The sequence below is a fragment of the Priestia megaterium genome, assembly GCF_041941685.1.
Classification (GTDB): domain Bacteria; phylum Bacillota; class Bacilli; order Bacillales; family Bacillaceae_H; genus Priestia; species Priestia megaterium_C.
On sequence record NZ_CP130958.1, the window covers coordinates 4,506,717 to 4,525,023 of the forward strand.

Here is an 18,307-nt window from a genome sequence, read left to right on the forward strand (position 1 = left end):
CATCATTCTCCTTGTTCTTATCGTATAATCAACTATATGACTTGTCCGTGGAGCTTATGACAGCTTGACTCTACAAAATCACACAAATAAAAAAAGCTTCCTCTATCGGAAGCTTTTTAAGAACGAACACCAAAGAATCGTTTAATACGTGCAAACATTCCCTTATCTTCTTCATCTAACGATTGAAGAGGAACCGTTTCACCTAGAATACGTCTTGCAATATTACGATATGCAATTGATGCTTTGCTTGATGGGTCCATGACAATTGGTTCACCGTTGTTAGAAGCACGAATAACATTTTCATCGTCAGCAACGATTCCAATTAAATCAACAGCCAGAAGCTGAGAAATTTCTTCCACGTCCAGCATGTCTCCATTTTTCATCATATGACTACGGATTCGGTTAATAACCAGTTTTGGAGACTCGATATCCTCTTGCTCCAATAATCCAATAATACGGTCAGCATCACGAACAGCTGAAACTTCCGGTGTTGTCACAACGAGTGCCTTATCAGCGCCAGCTACGGCATTCTTATAGCCTTGTTCAATACCAGCTGGGCAATCAATAACCACATAGTCATAGTCTTGCTTTAACTGAAGAACTAACTCTCGCATTTGTTCTGGTTGAACAGCTGTTTTGTCACTCGTTTGAGCAGCAGGAAGTAAGTACAAACATTCAAAACGTTTGTCCTTAATCAAGGCTTTTTGCGGTTGGCATCGACCTTCTACCACGTCTACAAGATCATAAATAATACGATTTTCAAGCCCCATTACAACATCCAAGTTGCGTAAGCCGATATCAGTGTCAACTAGACACACGCGCTTTCCAGCTAATGCTAGAGCAGTACCTAAATTGGCTGATGTCGTTGTTTTTCCAACTCCACCTTTACCAGACGTAACAACAATAGCCTCTCCCACTGTCAAATTCTCCTTTCTACCCTGGTCAAATTCGGTCTTAGATGCGGTAAAGTTTGCACGCGATCTATCACCATTTGATCATTATCATCTAAGTATGCACATTCCATTATATTCTCTTCCTTCTCACTGCGCTCTTCTTCTGATCGGGTAATGATATCAGCAATGCGCAGCTGTGAAGGTTTCATTAACGATGCAGCAATAACGGCGTTTTTATTGCCGCGATATCCTGCATGAGCAATCCCTTTTAAAGCACCTAATACAAATAAATTTCCGCCAGCTACAACGGTTCCTCCCGGATTTACGTCTCCGACTAGAAGCAAATCGCCTTCTACATGGAGAACCTGTCCTGAACGAACTACCTTTGTAACAGATACTAATTCACTTTCTTCTCTTACTCGGACTGCATCTTGCTTTAAAATAACGTTACTATCAATTTGTTTAACTACTAAATACTGATTTTCTTCTATGAGCGCCTTCAATTCGGTTTCCTGCTCTGTAGTTAAATAACGATTTCCGATTTTGACATACACTGTGACGATCTGATCGGCATCGCCATGCTTATTTGTCAAAAGCTTCGTCTTAAGTTCCGTCAAAAGCTCTGCAAATGAACATGTATCATTGAGATGCAACGTTAATCCATCTTTTGTTCCTTTAATTGTCACATTTTGTTGCTTTTGTTTATTCAAGACGCTCACCTCAACGAATATATAATTTCGACAGAGACTTACTCAATTCCTTTTTTTCGTTTCTTCAATCAGCATTTTTATCCTATCATGAACGAGAAGCGTAATATATGTTCCGATCAGCGTTCATCGATAAATTTAGCGAAATATTGAAAACATCTTTGAAGCGGAAATGCAAAAATGAGTGCAAATATGGCATTTAAAATGATGGTTGCGTAAAATCGCTCTTGCAAGAAGCGACCAATGGTCATATCGGATATATTAATAATGCTATTAATTCCATATACATAAAACTCAATAATGGCTACAGCTAATAGCGACATGCAGATTACGATAAGCGTATTTTGCTGAAAAATCTTCATTAGTTTTGATACGATATAGCATACGGCCGGTAACCCAAGCGCGTATACTCCCAAGACATCCGTAAAGGCAATATCGTACATGAATCCAAGGATTACCCCATATAGCATCGCTTGCTTTGGGTGATAATACACTGACATAAAAGCCAGTACCACTACAACAAAGTGAGGCGATAGAATCCAGTCTCGCCATGGTGATGCCATGGCGACAAAATTAACAAAGATACTTTCAAACATAAAAACGACAAGCACGAGAATAGGAAGGACAAACCGCTTCATCAGTTAGCCTCCTCCGCCCCTAAATCGTCTTCAGCAGCGGGCGCACTTCTTTTAGCTACAACTACGTTATCTAAGTCATACAAGTCAGCAGCAGGTTTGATATAAGCTTTTTTCGTTAATCCATATTCATCAGGCTCAATTTTTGTGATAACGCCAATTGGAAGATTGCTAGGGAAAATGCCGTCTTCTTGTCCTAGACCAGACGTTACTACTTTTTGCTTTTCTTTAATATCAGCATCAAATGGAATACGACGCATAACAAGCGCCTGTTCTTTATCATCATAGCCTTCAATTAAACCAAACACTTCTTTTTTAGCCTGAATTTTAGCAGATACACGGTTTGTACGATCTGATGAACTAATTAACTGCACAGTAGATGTGAACTTAGATGCATGCTTCACTTTACCAATCAGCCCTTCAGGAGTCATAACAGCCATATTTTCCTGCACATTATGAACCGTCCCTTTATCAATGGCAATTACCTCATGCCAACGGTCTGGATTACGAGCAATAACTGTTGCTTCGATTGGGTTGTATTGACTTAAATCCGTTTTTTTGTCGAGCTGTGCTCTTAATTTTTTATTTTCTTGCTGCAAAGCGTTGGCTTTCGTTTCTAATTGCATGCGTTCGTCTAAACGGGCTTTTAATACCTCGTTTTCTTCGTATGTACGCTTTAAGTCACCTACATTCTGAAAGAAACCCGCTACAAATTGTGCGGGTTCATTAAAGGTAGCCTGAACAAGACCAACCGTATCTTTGACAAACTGTTCAGGCCACGTTACATTTTTACGACCATTTAACGAAAAACCAATCAATGCCACTAATACAATAATACTGACTAATAAAATAACTAAACGTTTATTTAAGAAAAATTGTGGCACGATCTACACCTCTTAATATTTAGCGATATGAATCGCTTGTACGATTTTTAAATAAATCAATGTGTTCTAACGCTTTACCAGTTCCAATTGCAACACAGTCAAGCGGATCTTCTGCGATGACAACCGGCATATTTGTTTCTTCACTAATAACTTTATCTAAATTACGTAGCAATGCGCCACCGCCTGTTAATACAATACCGCGATCCATAATATCTGCCGCAAGTTCAGGTGGTGTTTTTTCTAATGTACTTTTTACTGAATCTACAATAGAAGCCACTGTATCTTTTAGCGCTTCTGCAATTTCTTCTGCTGAAATTTCGATTGTTTTCGGTAGACCTGTTAGTAAATCACGTCCGCGAATTTCCATGTTTTCAATACCTTCTGGAATTCCGGCAGAACCGACTTCTACTTTTAATGCTTCTGACGTACGCTCACCGATCATTAAATTGTAATTCTTGCGAATATATTGAATAATCGCTTCATCCATCTCGTCCCCAGCGATACGGATTGACTGACATGTTACGATTCCTCCTAAAGAAATAATCGCAACTTCTGTTGTTCCTCCGCCAATATCTACTACCATACTTCCCGTTGGCTCCCAAACCGGTAGATTGGCGCCGATTGCTGCAGCAAACGGTTCTTCAATTGTATACGCATCACGCGCTCCAGCCTGACGAGTCGCATCAATAACGGCACGTTTCTCAACAGCTGTAATGCCAGAAGGTACACAAACCATTACATACGGCTTACCCGCAAACAAACTTTTTGTTTTTTGAGCTTGATTGATGTAATATTTCATCATCGTCGCAGTTGTTTCGTAATCTGCAATAACTCCATCTTTCATTGGACGAAGGGCTACTACGTTCCCAGGTGTACGACCAATCATATTTTTTGCATCGTTACCTACCGCAACGATTTGTTTTGTATCAGTTTGCAAAGCCACAACAGACGGCTCACGCACAACAATTCCTTTTCCTTTTACATAAACGAGCGTATTTGCAGTACCCAAATCTATTCCAAGGTCTCTAGTACCGATTCCAAACATGTGTCTCTTCCTTTCTCTTACCAAAATGCAAAGGTAAAAATTCCATAATTCAATTTCTTCATTTCATAAGTAACATTTTTTATTTTCTATACTTTTTTCATAGATGTCAACGCCAAATATTGTATGATAAAAAGTCATACTTTGTCTATTAATAACGAATGATTGTAAAGAACTTGTCATTTAAAATCATGACTACTATTATAACCCAAGGATTTTAAAAAGCATAGCCTTACATGTATCCTTTTTCTTTTAAACTAATATATTTTCGATCTCCGATAATTAAATGATCTAACAATTCAATTCCTATAATAAATCCGCACTCTTTTAAGCGCTTCGTTACCTCTATATCTTCTCTGCTGGGAGTAGGGTCGCCGGAGGGATGATTATGAATACAAATAAGGGATGCAGCTGAACGACGAAAGGCTTCTTTAAATACTTCTCTTGGATGGACAATAGATGAATTGAGGCTTCCGATAAAAATGGTTTGCTTGTGGAGAACTTGATTTTTTGTGTTGAGGTATAAACAGACGAAATGCTCTTGAGACAGCACGCGCATTTCTTCCATCACATAATTAGCTCCATCTTCAGGGCCATGAATGGTATATCGCTGACTAGATTTCCCCTGTACAATCCTCTTACCTATTTCAATAGCCCCTATAATTTGAATTGCTTTTGCAGGTCCGATACCTTTAATATTCATCATTTCATCAAGCGATGCATGCTGCAAAAGTTGAAGACCTTCAAAATGCGTTAATATGCGATTGGACAGCTGAAGAACAGATTCATCTTTGGTTCCAGTGCGCAGCAAAATAGCAATAAGCTCGTGGTTAGAAAGACTAGAAGCACCCATTGAAACAAGGCGCTCTCGAGGTCTTTCATCTTGAGGAAAATCTTTAATTAACAATGATTGATCCAATTGCGTCACTCCTTTTTAGTAGACGAAACCGTATTGTTTTAGCTCACGTATTGTTCGGGAGAGCGGCAACCCCACCACGGAGAAATAGTCTCCTTCAATTTTTTTAACTAGCGCAGCACCGAGACCTTGAATTCCATAAGAACCAGCCTTATCCATAGGCTCTCCTGACTCTACGTACTGTACGATTTCATCTTGTTCAATCGGCCAAAACTCTACATCTGTTTGTTCATAAAACGTATGAACTTTTGCATTTGATACGAACGCTACTCCAGTTAATACCTGATGCTTTTGACCTGATAGCATCATAAGTGTTTCAATCGCTTCTTGTTTCGTTTTTGGCTTTCCTAAAATACGATTGCCATATACGACAACTGTATCGGCACCTAGGACAATATCCTCTTTATGATGCGAAGCGACGTCCACTGCTTTTTGCCTAGCTAAATCCATTACTACCTCGGACGGAGTGTATGATGGATTGACGATTTCTTCAATTGTACTAACGTGAACGGTAAAGGGAATGTGAAGCTGCTGAAGTAATTCTTTTCGACGAGGAGAGCCTGAGGCTAAAATTAATGTTTGTTTCATACATCTCACCTTTGCATTTTGATTTAAAAAAGAAGGACACACCGTTATTTTAGCAATTTCATCTCCAAATGACAATAAACAAGTGAGGCAGCATTACACTACCTCACTTGTTAAGACGTTACAAGGCTTTCATACTGCTGAAGAGCTTTTAACACGTATCGCTGAGCAAGCCAAGCATCTTTACTGCGTTTATTGTCTTCATATGAAGACAGAGAAGCCGCAGCTTTTTGAAGGGTGCTCAATATGGTTTTAATGTCTTCATTTGACGCTTCTTTCTGAACTTTTGTCAGCTCTTTTTTCAGAGATTTGATATCGGCTACCCGCTGTCCTTCAATCGCTTTAACAGATTGATCTAAGAGATTAGCCATAAACGGCTGCGCTGTTGTTATAACCGTTTGATCTTTTTTCCCTAATTCGCTAGTGGGTTTAATTTCATAAGACTTTACATATACATCTTTACCTTGTTGTTTATACGTTTTACTAAGTGCGTTCGCTTTTTCTTCTTCAGTGGCAGCACCAACGACAAGAGAATAGCTTTTAGGTGAAAAGATCTCGCCTGCTTCGTTCTCTTCTTTCCATTTATCCATTGCTTTATTTGCAGCAGTTTTTGATGAAAAAGCACCTGCTTGAACAATGTAAAAGGAAAAAGGTTCTAAAGTAGAAGCAGCAGCTGATGTCCCCTTCGATTCCTGTTCGCTTTTCTTTTCAGCTTTACCAACACTTTCAGTGGTAGACGCTGTTTGAGCAGCTTTTTCTTCTTTCGTTTGCTCACTTGTTTGTGCTTTGCCGACAGGCTGTTCGCTTCCTGTCATCATTTTCACACCAACCATACCGATGCCGCTGCCTATTCCGACTGCTAGCAGTACAATCACAGCTGTTCGTTTGATCACACCGCCGTTTACCGTTTTAATCGAAACATTTTTAGGATGTAATCGCGGCTTTTTCTTTTTTTCATTTCTTACATCTTCAATAAACACCACTTTATTTTCTTCCACATGAGAATCTGTGGATGCCGGTTCCGGAAGAACCCACGTAAATTCGTCTTTTTCTGGCGCTTGTTCTTCCTTGGATTCACCGTTGATTTTAATTGAAATTTTTCGTTCCTGCTTGTCCACTGCCCCACCGCCTTTAGTTAACGTAGTCTTAGTATCGGTTGCAAGCTGAGGTCAACCGACATAAAACATACACTTTTTTCCATGCTATCATAGAAGAAAAAAAAAATAACAAGACATTTGTCGTCTTGTTACAAAAGGTTTTCGCTATTTAGTTACAGAAATTTTAAATTTGTCGAAGACGTGAAGCTCAATAAAAATAGTTGCTAACATACCAATCTATCAATTCGTTTCCATGAAAATAAGCAGCGATTGTGCCTATAAAAATAAATGGAACGAACGGAATTGGTTCACCTACCTTTGCCTTTTTCATTAATAACGCTCCTATACTAACGGTTCCGCCTATTAATATAGATAAAAAAAGCGATAGCAAAACAAGCTTTACTCCAAGCACAATACCAATCAAACCATACAATTTAATATCTCCTTCTCCAAGCCCTCCTCTGCTGAGAAATGCGATTAGAAAGAGGAGAAAAAATGCGATTCCTCCTCCCATTAATGAATCACTCCACGAAGTTAATGGAATGAAAAGACGCTCAAGTAGAAAGATAGGCAAAAAGAAAAGCAGCACCTTATTTGGGACAATCATATAGGCTATATCTGAGACAACTATAATTGTTAAAAAAGAAACAAAGGTTAATATGACAATCAGTTCTAACGTCATATTCAATCTAAAAAAAGCATATACAAATAAACTTCCTGTCGAAAATTCTATGAATGGGTAGATGAAGGAGATTTTTTTGCGACATATACTACATTTTCCTGCATTTTTAATGTAGGAGACTATCGGAATTAATTGTTCTGGAGAAAGAACGTATAAACAGTGTGGACAATGAGATCTTGGAGATAAAATAGATTTTTTCTGAGGAATTCTAAGGCCTGCTACGTTATAAAATGAACCTAACGTGATACCTGAAACAAATGCATAGAGGGAAATTAAACTCATAATATTTCTTCCATCTCAGGCGTGCTGCTTACTAATTGTAGGTTTTCTTTTGAGTGAAGAAGTGTATCTCTTTCTCTTAAATAGCTGCCAATAAACGGAATGAGAAAAGCTGCTAGAAGACCTATTACGATAACCAGTATGATCACTTTCATTAGAGAAATTCCTTTATTCCTCGTTGACAGTTTATTCATTTCAATATCTCTCCTTTATTGATTAGTATCAAACAGCTTCTTCATTAATAAACTGAATCATAATACCCATAAAAGTCATATTTTGTATGCCTCCTTCCTTAAAACACACTTTTTATAGGTAATAAGGATTATACCACTAAAAAACAAAAACAGCATAAAAAAAACGTCTGCAAAATCAGACGTCTTTTAATAGTAAGGAGCCATAAATAAGTAGACAATTACACCTGTAAGACTTACATAAAGCCAGATTGGCATTGTCCATCGCACAATTTTTTTGTGTTTTTCAACTTGCATTGTCCAGCCCCACACAAGTGCAAACAGTGCCAGCGGAACAATAATCGCTGCTAAGAAACTGTGTGTGATCAAAATAAAGAAGTAAATGGGACGAACGATTCCTTCTCCACCAAACGTAGCTGTTTCTGTGGAAATGTAATGGAACGTTAAATATGAAACTAAAAAGAGCAGTGTGGAAGTGAATGCTGCTAAAATAAAACCTTTATGAGCATTAATATTTTTCCTGAAAATTGAAATTAACGCTGCAACTAAAAAAATAAACGTAAAACTATTCAAAATAGCATTTAACCGTGGAAAGATAGTCAAATCAAAACTTACTTTTCCTTGATAGCCGATATTCGAAAAGAATAGCAGTAAAATAATGACATTTGCTATCACTGAAAAGGTAAGAATAATACCGGTAAAGTTTTTATTACTTTTCGGTACAATTTTTTCATTATTCTTACTCATGTTAACAATCTCCTTATTTAGTGATGTACTTGTTTATTATATATCACTTACCTAGGGGGTTAAAGTGACAATACTTTGAACTTAATGCTTCCTTATTATCCGTATCCTTTCCTCACATTATGTTAAAAGCAGCAAGATTTCACTTGCTGCTTTTGCTCATTTTAGAAGAAAAGCCCGCACTTCTGATATAAAATACAGAGACCCTGTAATCACGACCATGTCTTGTTCACCTGTCGCCTTTTCCTTTACGTAAGCAATTGCTTTTTTCCACTCCTCGTCCATATGCTTATTATGATGAGTACTCATCTCATAAAGCTCTTGAGCTGCGCGAGCACGAGGAAAGTCAAACGACGTAAATGTAATACTTGCAGCGATTGTTTCAAGTTCTTGGACCATTCGATCAGCGCTTTTATCATTTAAGCAGCTGAAAACTAAATGAATGTTTCGATCTTCATAATGAAGGCGTAAAGTAGATAACAAGCTATCAATGCCTTCTGCATTATGAGCCCCATCAATAATCGTTAAAGGATGCTCATTTACTATCTCAAAGCGGCCGTTCCACTTTGTATGCTGAATCCCTTTTATCATTTGCTCATTGGAGATAGAAAGCTTTTTCTTTTCTTTTAAATAACCAACGGCCATGAGAGCCAAAGCTGCATTTTTCACTTGATGATAGCCAAGCATATTTAATTTCAAGTCTTCAAATATGCCATACGGCGTGTTTAACGCAAAGCTTTCCCCATTTGCTAAGGGCTCATAGTTTTTAATGTCAAAATCTTTTCCTAACACAAATAACGAAGCCTGCTTTGACTGTGCTTCTTCAGTAATGACATCAAGCGCCTTTACTTGCTCTGCACCAGTAATAATAGGGACTTCTCTTTTAATAATCCCCGCTTTTTCTGCTGCAATTTCTTCTACCGTATCACCTAGTATTGCCATGTGATCAAATCCAATGTTTGTAATAATACTCACCATAGGATTCACAACGTTTGTTGAGTCATACCGTCCTCCAAGACCTGTTTCAAACACAGCATAGTCAACTGACTCATGATAGCCGAAATAAAGAAAAGCCATGACTGTAATCACTTCAAATTCCGTTGCTGATCCTAAGCTTGTATGTTCTAGTCGCTCCACAACAGGCTTTATTTCCTGAACAAGAGCGGTCATTGCTTCATTTGAAATAGGCTGTCCATTCACGCTGATCCGCTCATTAAATGTTTCGATATAAGGAGAAGTAAACGTTCCAACTTTATACCCTGCTTCTTCTAACATGTTTCGCAAATAAGAAACGGTAGAACCTTTACCATTCGTCCCAGCAACATGAATAGCATTTAGATTTTGCTGGGGAAAATCAAGCTGCTCTAGCATCCATTCCATTCGTTCTAACCCCGGCTTGATTCCAAAGCGAAGTCTGTTATGAATCCAATCAAGCGCTTCTTCATATGTCGTTATCATCTTTTATTCACCTTTCTTTTCCATCGCTATTATTATGTAAAGAAAAAGCGTCGCTATACAAGCCACGCTTTTTCTGTTGGTTCATTAACCCATTGATTATCCGCGTAATTCAGCAATACGAGACTGAACAGCTTCACGTTTTTCAACATAATCCTGCTCTTTTGCACGCTCTTCTTCTACTACTTTAGCAGGCGCTTTTGCAATAAAGCCTTGGTTGTTTAACTTCTTTTGTACACGTTCTACTTCTTTGTTTAACTTGTCGTATTCTTTTTCTAAACGCGCGATTTCTTCTTCGATATTAATTAAACCTTCAAGAGGTAAAATTAATTCTGCGCCTGTTACAACAGCAGTCATCGCTTTTTCATCTAATGAAACATCTGTTGAAATCACAAGCTCACTTGGATTACAGAAACGTTCTACATACGCACGGTTCTTTTCGAGCTGGCTTTGAATATTTTCATCTTTAGCTTTGATAAATAATTTTACTTGTTTGCTCATCGGCGTGTTCACTTCAGCACGAATATTACGAACAGCGCGGATAATATCTACAAGTAAACGCATATCGTTAGCAGCTTCTTTATCAGAAAGCTCAGGGCGTACTTCCGGCCATTTAGCTACTGTAATCGATTCGCCTTCATGCGGCAAGCTTTGCCAAATTTCTTCGGTAATAAACGGCATGAATGGATGTAAAAGTCGCATTGTATTATCAAGTACATAAGCTAAAATTGAGCGAGTTGTCTTTTTAGCTGCTTCATCTTCTCCGTAAAGAGGAAGTTTAGCCATTTCAATGTACCAATCGCAGAAATCATCCCAAATAAAGTTATAAAGAATACGTCCAACTTCACCGAATTCATATTTGTCAGCTAATTTTGTTACGTGCTCAATCGTTTCATTTAAGCGCGTTAAAATCCATTTATCAGCAACTGACTTTTCGCCTGATAAATCAAGCTCTTCAAATGTGATGCCGTCCATGTTCATTAATGCAAAACGAGAAGCATTCCAAATTTTATTTGCAAAGTTCCATGTCGCTTCGACTTTTTCAAAGCTGAAGCGTAAATCTTGTCCTGGTGAGCTTCCTGTAGATAAGAAGTAGCGAAGAGAATCTGCACCGTATTTCTCGATTACTTCCATTGGATCTACACCGTTACCAAGTGATTTACTCATTTTACGACCTTCAGCATCTCGTACAAGACCGTGAATGAGTACATCGTCAAACGGACGTTTACCCGTAAATTCAAGACCTTGGAAAATCATACGAGATACCCAGAAGAAAATAATATCGTAGCCTGTTACAAGCACGTTCGTTGGGTAGTAGCGTTTGAAATCAGCTGCATCCACATCGGGCCAGCCCATTGTTGAGAATGGCCATAGCGCTGAACTGAACCATGTGTCTAATACATCTGAATCTTGTTCCCAGTTTTCGATATCTGCTGGAGCCTCATGATCTACGTATACTTCTCCAGTTTCTTTATGATACCAAGCTGGAATGCGATGTCCCCACCAAAGCTGACGCGAAATACACCAGTCGCGAATATTTTCCATCCAGTGTAAGTATGTCTTTTCAAAACGATCAGGCACAAAGTTTACTTTTTCTTCTTGTTTTTGAAGATCTACTGCTTTATCTGCTAACGGCTGCATTTTTACAAACCATTGAGTTGATAAATAAGGTTCAACAACGGCACCGCTTCGTTCACTGTGACCTACTGAATGCATGTGGTCTTCAATGTTGAACAATACACCGTCTTCTTGAAGGTCTTTAACAATTTGCTTACGGCAAGCAAAACGATCCATTCCTTCATATTTACCTGCTTTGTCATTCATCGTACCGTCTTGATTCATCACTAAAATACGCTCTAAATTATGGCGGTTTCCAATTTCAAAATCGTTCGGGTCATGAGCAGGCGTAATTTTCACCGCACCAGAACCGAATTCCATATCTACATAATCATCGCCTACGATTGGAATTTCACGACCTACAATCGGAAGGACAACCTTTTTGCCGATTAAGTGCTTATAACGATCATCTTCAGGGTGAACAGCTACAGCCGTATCTCCTAGCATTGTTTCAGGACGAGTTGTTGCGATTTCAATATGTCCAGAACCATCTGCCAACGGATAGCGCATATGATAAAACGCACCTTGTACATCTTTGTAAATAACCTCGATGTCTGAAAGAGCTGTTTTTGTAGCAGGATCCCAGTTAATAATATATTCTCCGCGATAGATTAACCCTTTTTTGTAAAGCGTTACGAATACTTCGCGCACCGCTTTAGAAAGGCCTTCATCAAGCGTGAAGCGCTCGCGTGAATAGTCTAAGCCAAGTCCTAGCTTCGACCACTGCTGGCGAATAAAGCTTGCATATTCTTCTTTCCATTTCCACGTTTCGGCTACAAAATTTTCGCGGCCTAGATCGTAGCGGCTTTTTCCTTCGCTGCGAAGCTTTTCTTCTACTTTTGCCTGCGTTGCAATCCCCGCATGGTCCATGCCAGGAAGCCATAAAACGTCATAGCCTTGCATGCGCTTCATACGCGTTAAAATGTCTTGTAACGTTGTATCCCAAGCGTGGCCTAAATGCAGCTTGCCCGTTACGTTTGGGGGTGGAATTACAATTGTATATGGCTCTTTTTCAGGGTCATTTGTTGCTTCAAAAAACTTCCCGTCTAACCAATACTGATAACGATTTTCTTCAACGGCTTTTGGATCATACTTCGTTGGAAGAGTCACTTCTTTTTCAGACATAATGTATACCTCCATAATATAAAGTTTCAGTCTTTAGAAACTGTGTAAAGCTTTTATAAACATAAAAAAACTCCTTTCCTAATAAAAGGACGAAAGGAGTTGATTTCGCGGTACCACCTTTTTTTATAGACGTATCCCGTTTGATAAGCCTATACACTTCATTTCATAACGGTTGATTAACCGGCTTTTTCTACTGAGCTATGCAGCTGTTCAAAAAAGCTACTCATAGGCGACATTCCGAGTGCACATTCTTAAGAAATCTCACAGCAGCTGATTTCTCTCTCTGAAAGACGAACATCCCGTACTCTTCCTATTCACTGTATTTATGTATGAATTTCTCTTAATTATACTATATGAAAAAATGTTGAATCGTCAATAATCTTCTCCACTTTTTTATGATTATATTCATAATTTTTTTGTTCTGCTCTTTATTTTTTCATTCACTCGCTGATTTTGGAAATAAAATGAAGAGCCCACTCAAAAAAATGGCACCATTTCTTTCTTTTTTCATATACTGACTTTAACCTGGGCACGTGGATTGAAAGGGGCATGTACAAATGAAGAAACGAATAAATGTAAATTCGTATCAGCTGCAGCGGTGGCTCAAAACAGCAGGAGCGGCTTGTGGACAGTTTATTGTTCCTTTAACAATTTTTCAAGGTATACGTACACTATTTTTCCCTACAACCTTTGATGTACTGTTGTTGGCACTGCTTGCCATACTAGCGGTTGCTTTATATTCCGACTGGATTTAAAAACCCAAGCGCTATTCGTTCGCTTGGGCTTGTGCAGCTGCTTCCGCTGCCATTTTTTTTTGCTGATCTACTTCAAATATTTTAATATTGAGCTGTTCAATGTTTTTCGTCAGCCAGTATGCTCGAATAAATGACTGCATATGTTCAAGTTCTGTTTTACTTTCTTTATGCTGTCTATATTGAACGATACACTGATACAAGGGTTCTGGAAACGCCAAATAACTGTGTAAAAGCAGCCGTTCCTCTTCTCTGAGAGCAAAATGTTTTTCATACGTACTAAACCACTCATAGCTGTCATAGGTAGTTACTGGGTATGTGCGAAGAGTACGGAAATAAAATGAGACCAAATCATAAATCGGTGAAGCATCTTTTGCATGTTCAAAATTAATAAAAAAACCATTTCCCCGTTCGTCATAGATAAAATGTTTAGCCGATAGCTTTCCATGAGACGTAACCAGCCGGATCTTTTCTTTTTCTTCCATTTCATCGTTCCACTGATCGAGCTTTCCAAAACCAAATTCAAGCGCTCTTGTCATTTCATAATAAAATGTACAGTAATGCAATTCAAACGGGGACATATAAACTTTCTTCTCGCATTCTACTACATACTGCTTCATCTCTTCCTGACGTTTTTCCCACGTTTCTTTCATCGATGTATAATGATTTTCTATATCTTCTTTTTTCACTTCTACTTCCTGCGCCGAAGCGCCGTGAAGCTTAGCAAGCTCTTGAAATAATTTATGATATCGAATATCACGCTCTTCGGTCGGGTTATTTGGGAGCCACGGCATTAAGTAATACGAGCCGCTTTCATCTGAAACAATGGGCTGAGAACGCTTCGTTTGATAAATAGGGACAAATCCCATCCATCCTTTTTGATACACGTTCTGCAGCTTTTGAATAAAGTTTTGATTTCGCTCTTGATGATTCGCCATTTCTTTAAGCGCAAACACGCCGGTTTTCGTATAGACTTTTTTTACTTTTCCGTAGTCTTCGATAAAGTCAACATCTAAGTCATATTCTTTTAACAATACTTTGTAGTCTGCTACTGTCCGCTGCATCTGCATTCTCCTTCCTCGTAAAAAATAAAGAAAACAGTTAAGACATTATATGCGTCAAAACTGTTTTCTTTCCGACTTTAACGAACGGGGATATTTAAGATGCTTCCTTCTTCCAGCTCATATTCATCTTCTAAATTATTCACTCGTAAAATGTTTTGTACATTCGTATTATAGCGGTTTGCTATCGTATCAAGCGAATCTCCGTCTTGAACAATACAAAGCTTCCACGTTGAAAAAGCTTCTTCTTCCCGCGAAAAGAGCTTTGTTAAATAAAGGGCGTTTTCATTTCGGCCGCTTTCATTTTCTTCTTTCCGAAATTCAACAATAATCTTTTCCTCTTCTTGCTCAGCCTCTTGTTGAACGTCAGCATACGTATTCAATTCACTAGCTTGCGATTCTTCGAAACTTTCTTGCTCTTGACGAAGCTGAAAGAGCTCAATCACGTTGTCTTCTCTTTCTTCCTCGATTTGCGCTTCTTTTTTCACTTCAACTTCAAATGGTTCATATGCTTCCTCTTCATATTCCACGACCTGCTCAGCACGAGATTCTTTTTTAAATACAGATGAAAAATAACTAGGGGGCTCTTCTGAATGATCTTCTTCAATAGCCTCTGCCTCTAAAAGTGCGGGAGCTTCACGATAGCTTACGTCAAACTCTTGTTCCTCTTCTTCTTGAGCAAAGTTTTCAGTATATACCTCTTCAGCATCGTCCACTTCTTCATAGGAGACGATGTGCTGTTCCTCTGAAAACTCTTCCTCTTCTTCTCGTTCTTCATCCTGTTCTCCGTACAATCCTGTGATGGACAAGTCAGCCATTAGCTGCAGCTGATTTGTGCCTGGCAATTCATAATCAAATAAATCAATAGATACATATACGTCTTCAATACTTTGAATACGATTTTTAGGAATGGTAATATCAACAGGAAATTGATGTGATAATTCAGCCGTTCCGTCTTCACGGACAGAGATAGATTGCACTTGATTCTCATTTGTATATTCGCGTAACGAGTGCTCTCCCTCGTACGTTTCGTATTCACCTGTTAATTGTAATGCTCCTCGAATAGACACGTATTGGTCATATTCTTGAATAGATACTTGAGGCTCTAAGGAGATAGACAAAAGTTGTGAGACTTCCTGTCCTTTTTGAAACCATACTGATTCTTCTACGGAAAAACGCAGACATGATAAATTATCCTGCGACAAATTGTTCTCCCCCTTCCAACACCCGCCAGGTAATAGCGCGGTCATTAAAGATGTATGAACAAATAAATTAAAATATGTCTTTAAAACTAAAAAAGCTTACGGAATCCTCCGTAAGCTTTGATATAAAAGTCAATCTTATTTATCTGTTTATCCACGTAACTTCGAAAAAGCTTTTTCAGCTGCTGCAATTGTATGTTCAATGTCTGCATCTGTATGAGAAGTTGATAAAAACATTCCTTCGAATTGAGAAGGAGGTAAAAACACGCCTTCATTAGCCATTTCACGATAGTAAGCTGCAAAATAATCTAAATTCGATGTTTTCGCTGTTTCGTAATTTATTACCTGTTCGTTGGTAAAGAAGAAACCGATCATTGAACCAGCTCGGTTTACCGTAAACGGTACATCATATTTTTCAGCTGCTGCCATCAATCCTTCTTCTAATCGATCTGCTTTACGAATGAACTCATCGTAGGATTGAGGTGTCAGCTGCGTTAACGTCTCGTATCCAGCTGTCATCGCAAGCGGATTACCTGATAATGTACCTGCTTGATAAATCGGGCCGCTTGGTGCAACTCGCTCCATAATTTCAGCTTTACCACCGTAAGCACCTACTGGTAAACCACCACCGATTACTTTTCCTAAGCAAGTTAAGTCAGGAGTAATGTTATAGTAGCCCTGTGCACAGTTGTACGCTACGCGGAACCCTGTCATTACTTCATCAAAAATGAGCAGTGAGCCATATTCTGATGTGATATCACGAAGCCCTTGTAAGAAACCTGGCTGAGGCGGTACCACACCCATATTTCCTGCTACCGGTTCAACAATTACTCCGGCAATGTCATCTCCGAATTCTTTAAAAGCATATTGTACGCTTTCTAAATCATTGTACGGCACTGTAATCGTGTTTTTAGCGATTCCTTCAGGCACTCCCGGGCTATCTGGTAGGCCTAACGTTGCAACGCCTGAGCCAGCTTTAATTAGAAGAGAGTCACCGTGTCCATGGTAACAGCCTTCAAATTTTAAAATTTTGTTGCGGCCCGTATAGCCACGTGCTAAACGCAGTGCGCTCATCGTTGCTTCCGTACCTGAACTCACCATACGGACGATTTCGATTGAAGGAACGCGCTCAATAACAACCTTAGCAAGCTCATTTTCAATTAATGTTGGCGCACCAAAGCTTGTACCAGATTCCGTTACTTTTTTTACTGCTTCAACTACTTGATCGTTGGAATGTCCGTGAATTAAAGGTCCCCATGATAAGACGTAGTCAATATATTTGTTGCCGTCAATATCGTAAATCGTAGCGCCTTTTCCTCGTTCCATAAAAATAGGATCCATATCTACTGATTTAAATGCACGAACAGGACTATTTACTCCACCCGGCATTAATTGCTGCGCTTCTAAAAAAGCTGCTTTTGACTTTTCATAACTTCTCATGTGTAAGCCTCCTTAATTACTTGTCAGATAACCAGCGTGCTGCGTCTTTAGCATGATACGTTACAATTAAATCCGCTCCTGCACGCTTCATGCTAATTAATTTTTCAAGAACAATCTCTTTTTCATTTACCCAGCCGTTTTGAGCTGCCGCTTTAATCATCGAATATTCACCGCTCACATTATAAGCCACTACCGGTAAATTAAACGTATTTTTCACATCGCGCATAATATCTAAATAAGATAGAGCTGGTTTTACAATTAAGAAATCTGCTCCTTCTTCGACATCAGATTCTGCTTCTCGAAGTGCTTCTAAGCGATTGGCTGGGTCCATTTGATATGTTTTACGGTCTCCAAATTGAGGAGAAGAATGCGCTGCATCGCGGAATGGTCCGTAAAAAGCAGATGCATATTTAACAGCATAAGACATCACGGGCACATCTTCAAATCCAGCTTCGTCTAGACCGTGGCGAATAGCTGCCACGAAACCGTCCATCATGTTTGAAGGCGCAATAATATCCGCTCCTGCTTTAGCTTGACTAACCGCTGTACGCGCTAATAAGTCAAGGCTAGGATCGTTTAAGATTTTTCCGTCTTCAATTACACCACAGTGGCCATGATCTGTGTATTGACATAAGCATGTATCTGCGATAACAACAAAGTCTGGAAAATTTTCTTTAATTTGACGAATACCTTTTTGGACAATTCCGTGGTCATGGTATGCCTGTGAGCCGACCGCATCTTTTTCAGCGGGAACACCAAATACCATAGCTGACTTGATTCCTAAATCGACTAACTCTTGGATTTCATCATTCAAGTAGTCTAAAGAAATTTGATCCACACCTGGCATTGATTTTACAGCATTTCTTTTTTGTTCACCTTCTACAATAAAAATAGGATATATAAAGTCTTCAGGATGTAAATGTGTTTCGCGTACAAGCGCACGCATATTTACAGAATTACGAAGACGACGATGACGTGTAAATTGTAAATCTTTCATGTT

Annotated in this window: 18 protein-coding genes and 1 other annotated feature; of the genes, 1 reads left to right on the forward strand and 17 read right to left on the reverse strand. The window is 38.9% G+C overall.

Translation table 11 applies throughout. From position 1 onward, the window contains the following. Positions 1-116: 116 nt before the first annotated feature. The 13 genes from minD to Q5794_RS23980 form a co-directional block, all read right to left on the reverse strand. The gene (gene minD / locus Q5794_RS23920) at positions 117-917 is read right to left on the reverse strand and encodes a septum site-determining protein MinD (RefSeq protein WP_013059341.1); all 801 of its coding nucleotides are present in this window, start codon (positions 915-917) and stop codon (positions 117-119) included. 2 nt (positions 918-919) lie between these two features. After that, a complete protein-coding gene (gene minC, locus Q5794_RS23925) occupies positions 920-1,603 on the reverse strand; it encodes a septum site-determining protein MinC (protein ID WP_013059342.1) in 684 nt (227 codons plus the stop codon). Between the two features lie 116 nt (positions 1,604-1,719). Then, a complete protein-coding gene (gene mreD / locus Q5794_RS23930) occupies positions 1,720-2,238 on the reverse strand; it encodes a rod shape-determining protein MreD (protein ID WP_013059343.1) in 519 nt (172 codons plus the stop codon). After that, the gene (gene mreC / locus Q5794_RS23935; protein WP_013059344.1) at positions 2,238-3,119 is read right to left on the reverse strand and encodes a rod shape-determining protein MreC; all 882 of its coding nucleotides are present in this window, start codon (positions 3,117-3,119) and stop codon (positions 2,238-2,240) included. Before mreC ends, mreD begins: the two co-directional genes overlap by 1 nt. Before the next feature lie 19 nt (positions 3,120-3,138). Next, positions 3,139-4,164 (reverse strand): rod shape-determining protein, encoded by a 1,026-nt coding sequence (locus tag Q5794_RS23940; RefSeq protein WP_013059345.1) that lies wholly within the window; start codon positions 4,162-4,164, stop codon positions 3,139-3,141. A 229-nt stretch (positions 4,165-4,393) separates the two neighbouring features. Further along, positions 4,394-5,080 carry a DNA repair protein RadC gene (gene radC, locus Q5794_RS23945; protein WP_214984238.1) on the reverse strand — a complete coding sequence of 229 codons (687 nt, stop codon included), beginning with the start codon at positions 5,078-5,080 and terminating at the stop codon, positions 4,394-4,396. A gap of 15 nt (positions 5,081-5,095) precedes the next feature. After that, positions 5,096-5,665, reverse strand: a complete 570-nt coding sequence (locus Q5794_RS23950; RefSeq protein ID WP_214984237.1) for a nucleoside triphosphate pyrophosphatase — start codon at positions 5,663-5,665, stop codon at positions 5,096-5,098. Between the two features lie 110 nt (positions 5,666-5,775). Continuing rightward, positions 5,776-6,780: an SPOR domain-containing protein gene (locus Q5794_RS23955; protein ID WP_374988484.1), complete on the reverse strand. Its 1,005-nt coding sequence runs from the start codon at positions 6,778-6,780 to the stop codon at positions 5,776-5,778. A 187-nt stretch (positions 6,781-6,967) separates the two neighbouring features. Next, a complete protein-coding gene (locus Q5794_RS23960; protein WP_214984236.1) occupies positions 6,968-7,723 on the reverse strand; it encodes an A24 family peptidase in 756 nt (251 codons plus the stop codon). Continuing rightward, positions 7,720-7,914, reverse strand: coding sequence for a hypothetical protein (locus Q5794_RS23965; protein WP_214984235.1), 195 nt, complete (start codon positions 7,912-7,914; stop codon positions 7,720-7,722). The genes Q5794_RS23960 and Q5794_RS23965 overlap by 4 nt, the downstream gene beginning before the upstream one ends. 186 nt (positions 7,915-8,100) lie before the next feature. Then, the gene (locus Q5794_RS23970) at positions 8,101-8,658 is read right to left on the reverse strand and encodes a DUF420 domain-containing protein (protein ID WP_013059351.1); all 558 of its coding nucleotides are present in this window, start codon (positions 8,656-8,658) and stop codon (positions 8,101-8,103) included. Between the two features lie 156 nt (positions 8,659-8,814). Then, a complete protein-coding gene (locus Q5794_RS23975) occupies positions 8,815-10,113 on the reverse strand; it encodes a folylpolyglutamate synthase/dihydrofolate synthase family protein (protein WP_214984234.1) in 1,299 nt (432 codons plus the stop codon). A gap of 96 nt (positions 10,114-10,209) precedes the next feature. Then, a complete protein-coding gene (locus Q5794_RS23980) occupies positions 10,210-12,852 on the reverse strand; it encodes a valine--tRNA ligase (RefSeq protein WP_013059353.1) in 2,643 nt (880 codons plus the stop codon). An 82-nt stretch (positions 12,853-12,934) separates the two neighbouring features. Beyond that, positions 12,935-13,179 (reverse strand) — a binding site (T-box leader). 230 nt (positions 13,180-13,409) lie between these two features. Here Q5794_RS23980 and Q5794_RS23985 point away from each other — a divergent pair. After that, positions 13,410-13,607, forward strand: coding sequence for a hypothetical protein (locus tag Q5794_RS23985; RefSeq protein WP_013059354.1), 198 nt, complete (start codon positions 13,410-13,412; stop codon positions 13,605-13,607). 11 nt (positions 13,608-13,618) lie between these two features. Here Q5794_RS23985 and ysxE read toward each other — a convergent pair whose 3' ends face one another. The 4 genes from ysxE to hemB all read right to left on the reverse strand — a co-directional run bounded on the left by ysxE (position 13,619) and on the right by hemB (position 18,304). After that, positions 13,619-14,668: a spore coat protein YsxE gene (gene ysxE / locus Q5794_RS23990; protein WP_057245332.1), complete on the reverse strand. Its 1,050-nt coding sequence runs from the start codon at positions 14,666-14,668 to the stop codon at positions 13,619-13,621. A gap of 77 nt (positions 14,669-14,745) precedes the next feature. After that, positions 14,746-15,870 carry a stage VI sporulation protein D gene (gene spoVID / locus Q5794_RS23995; protein WP_328246073.1) on the reverse strand — a complete coding sequence of 375 codons (1,125 nt, stop codon included), beginning with the start codon at positions 15,868-15,870 and terminating at the stop codon, positions 14,746-14,748. Positions 15,871-16,017: 147 nt separating this feature from the next. Then, positions 16,018-17,307, reverse strand: a complete 1,290-nt coding sequence (hemL, locus tag Q5794_RS24000; protein WP_013059357.1) for a glutamate-1-semialdehyde 2,1-aminomutase — start codon at positions 17,305-17,307, stop codon at positions 16,018-16,020. Positions 17,308-17,323: 16 nt separating this feature from the next. Beyond that, positions 17,324-18,304 (reverse strand): porphobilinogen synthase, encoded by a 981-nt coding sequence (hemB, locus tag Q5794_RS24005; protein ID WP_014458109.1) that lies wholly within the window; start codon positions 18,302-18,304, stop codon positions 17,324-17,326. Positions 18,305-18,307: the final 3 nt, after the last annotated feature.